Source organism: Ilyobacter sp. (genome assembly GCF_041583315.1).
Classification (GTDB): domain Bacteria; phylum Fusobacteriota; class Fusobacteriia; order Fusobacteriales; family Fusobacteriaceae; genus Ilyobacter.
The window spans coordinates 1-3,685 of sequence record NZ_JBFHGC010000291.1 but is presented as its reverse complement, the minus strand read 5'-3'; the positions used below and the strand labels follow the sequence as shown (position 1 = coordinate 3,685).

Genomic DNA, 3,685 nt, shown 5'->3' with positions numbered 1-3,685 from the left:
GCAAAGTGTAGAGATGTACAAGAGAGTGGTAGACAACTCTGATATAGAGCCTATCTCCCAGGTGATGCAGGTGACTGAAAAAGGCGGAGAGATAGTAGAGATAAATTTTAAAAACGGCCAAAGGGTTTCCAAAGGTGAAGTGATTCTCACTATAAAAAATGAAACTGTCTCTTCAAGGTATTTCAGAGCAAAAGCAGATATTGAAAATAAGAAATCTCAGCTTGGGAAAACAAAAAAATTCTCGAAAGACGAAATACTCAGAAAATATGAAGAATCAAAATCTGCCTATATCTCAGCCAAAGGCGACCTTGCTGCTGCAGAAAAGAATTTCAATGAGAAAAAAATACCTTTGCAGGCAATGAGGAGCTTTACAAAGAAAGGCTGATCTCTGAAAGAGAATATAATGAGATGACAAGCTCTTTCCAAGAGGCAAAAGTCAGATATGAATCACTGAAAAACGGAGGAGTCAGAGAAAAAGAAGCCACTTATCTGCTCTACAAAAAATATAAAGATGACCAAAGCTGGAAGTATGATATCTCAATGTCAGAAGCAGACTACCAGTTGTCTCTGGCTGAATTCAATGCCTCAAAGGAAGACTATGACGACCTCAGGGTAAAGGCTAAAATCTCCGGGCTGATCACAGATATGGACCTGGATCTCTATCAGTATATTGACGAAAAGAAATTTCTTTTCAGTATAATAGACGACTCTCTCATGAAAGTGGAGATGGGGGTTCCGGGAGAAGATATCTCCAATATTTCTATCGGGAAAGAGACGGCCGTATACATCCCTGATATTTCCAGGACAGTAAGCGGAAAAGTATACGAGGTGAATCCCTCTGCCAATCCTGTCACAAAAAAATTCACAGTAAAAATATCCCTAGACAACAGCGACGGGATCTTGAAAAAAGGTATGTACTCTGAAGTGAGACTCCAGTCAAATCCTAAAAATGTCCTGGCAGTTCCTAAGGAAGCCGTCATGGTAAAAGACCTCCTCAGCTATATCGCCCTTGCAAAGGACGGAGAAGCAAAGGTTATCCGTGTAGAGACAGGGATGGAGTCAGATTCTCTCTATGAGATCATCTCTTCTGAAATATCTCCTGGAGATATGGTAGTGGTGCAGGGACAATATCTACTAGAAAACGGAGACAGCATCAGGGAGGTGGAATAGTATGAGAGATATTCCGGTAATTGCCATAAAAAAACCCGCAACTACCCTCATGCTCATAGTGACGATGATAGTCGTCGGTCTGCTCAGTCTTTCACAAATGCCTGTGGCTTTGCTTCCGAATTTTAATATTCCTGTGGCCACTGTGGTGACCACCTGGCCCGGGGCATCTCCAGAGGATATGGACAAGCTCGTCACCAGAAAACTGGAAGATGCTGTTTCCCTTGTAGAGGGGATAAAAGACTTTTATTCCTATTCAAGTCAGGGGGTATCTCAGATAGTTCTTGAGTTTGACTACGGGACCAATTCTGATGATAAGGTGGATCTCATACAGACAGAGGTAAACAAGATAAGGAGTGAACTTCCTGACGATATCAATGAACCTGTCACAGACAAGATAGATATAGGGGCAGAGACCTCTATACTGGTAGATTATATAGGGGACGATATCGTCTCCCTCAGATCCACTGCTGAAAATCTGGTAAAACCCAGATTTCAGAGGGTCAAGGGAGTGGGAGATGTCACAGTGAGGGGAGGACTGGAAAAAGAGGTACTGGTGGAGATAAATCCCTATAAACTGGATTCCTATAATCTCAGTTCTGTGGATATATTCAATATCATAAAACAGTCAAATATAAACATCCCAATAGGAGAAACAAAATCAGGTGGGAAAAGCTACCTTGTAAAAATAGAGGGTGAGCTGGAAAATGTTTCACAGATAGAGAATATTGTAATATCAAATTTAGACTCAAAGATACTCCGGCTGAAAGATGTGGCTTCTGTCACTCTTACCCACAAAGACCAGGATTCCTTTTACAGGGTAAACGGACAGCCTGCAGTATCTGTCATGGTAAATAAGGCTGAAGATGGTAATATCGTAGATATAGCAGACAGTATAAAGGCAGATATAGAGGAACTCTCTCCGTACCTCCCTGCAAAGACATATCTTTCAGTAGGTTATGACGCATCAAAGTTTATAAATCAGTCTATCAGCACTGTAAAAAATAACGCCCTTACAGGACTTGTCTTAGCTTCCATTATTCTTTTTATTTTCCTAAAGAGTTTCAGAGCCACTGCAATAATAGCTCTAGCCATTCCATCTTCAATAATATTCACCTTTGCATTTATGGATATGAAGGGAATATCTCTCAATGTCATATCTCTCATGGGCCTCTCCCTGGGAGTGGGGATGCTGGTGGACAACTCCGTAGTAGTTCTAGACAATATATACAGACATTATAAGGAACTAAAAAAGAACCCATCAGAAGCTGCAGGAGAGGGAGCACGAGAGATTGCCATGCCGATAGTGGCATCCACTGCCACCACTGTAGCTGTATTTATTCCCATAGTATTGAGAGAGGGCATAGCAAAAGAGATCTTCAGTGATATGTCCTATACCATCTCATTTTCACTGTTGGCATCACTTATTGTGGCTCTTACCTTTGTCCCCATGATATCCAGCAAGATACTGGAAAAAGAGGAGAAACACAGTGAGGACGGGAGATTATTAAAGAGGATAAGAAAAATATATATGAAGCTTCTGGAAATATCCCTGATTCACAGATGGAAAACACTTTTCATCACCATCATGCTCTTCATAGCATCACTCTTTATAGCAGGAAATATAGGGGGCGAGTTCATGCCCGAGCAGGACGAAAGCCAGTATACCATAATAGCTGAGCTTCCATCAGGAATGGAGCTCTCCATGGCAGAACGTACTTCTCAGCTCCTGGAAAAAAGAGTGATACAGGAAAAAGAAAATGATGAGATGGTGAGATACAGCACCACAGGAAATCCAGACCAGATAGCAATAAACGTAGAGCTGAAAAAGAAAAAAGACAGATCCCGTGACGTCTTTGCCATAGTGGATTCTCTGAGGAGTGACCTGTCAAAAATACCAGATGTGAAACTCAACCTGACTACTGTTTTCAGGGGGCCTCAAAATTCAGAGAGAGATTTCCAGTTTGAAATCTATTCCTCAAATTACCTCCAGATGGAATCCATCACAAAAGAGATCTTTGAAGTTATGAAAAAGAAAAAAGGACTTGTGGACTTTAAATCCTCTATAGAGGGTGGAGGGCCTCAGGCCAAGGTAATAATAAACAGAGACAAGGCACAGTCTTACGGACTGCGAGTCACAGAGATAGCCCAGGCCCTGAGTTATCAGATACTGGGAGATGATCCAATTACCATAAAGACCGACAACGAAGAAATCGATGTCACTGTCCAGCTGGCAAAAGAGTTCCGAGAATCCATAGATAAATTTCTGGACTCCAAAATAAAGACTCCCCAGGGAAGCTCTATAAAAATAAGGGATGTAGCAAGTATAAAAATCGAGGAGGGTGCTTCCCAGGTAGAAAGAAAAAACAAGATCAGAAAGGTCACCATATCTGCCAACTTAGAAGACGACTATACGTTGAAAGAGGCACAGATTTATATGGCTGAAGAGTTTAAAAAACTCAATCCTCCACAGACTGTTTCCTTTGGATTCGGAGGGGAGGGACAGCAGCTAAACGAG

3 protein-coding genes are annotated in these 3,685 nt (G+C 41.6%); all 3 read left to right on the top strand.

Annotation, left to right across the window (positions count from 1 at the left end):
• Positions 1 to 385, top strand: a 385-nt coding sequence (locus tag ABZA26_RS10095) for a biotin/lipoyl-binding protein (protein WP_372714397.1), incomplete at its 5' end; no start/stop codon positions are given.
• Positions 386 to 408: 23 nt separating this feature from the next.
• Complete coding sequence (locus ABZA26_RS10090; RefSeq protein WP_372714396.1) at positions 409 to 1,170, top strand: efflux RND transporter periplasmic adaptor subunit; 762 nt, start codon at positions 409 to 411, stop codon at positions 1,168 to 1,170.
• Position 1,171: 1 nt separating this feature from the next.
• Positions 1,172 to 3,685, top strand: a 2,514-nt coding sequence (locus ABZA26_RS10085; protein WP_372714395.1) for an efflux RND transporter permease subunit, incomplete at its 3' end; no start/stop codon positions are given.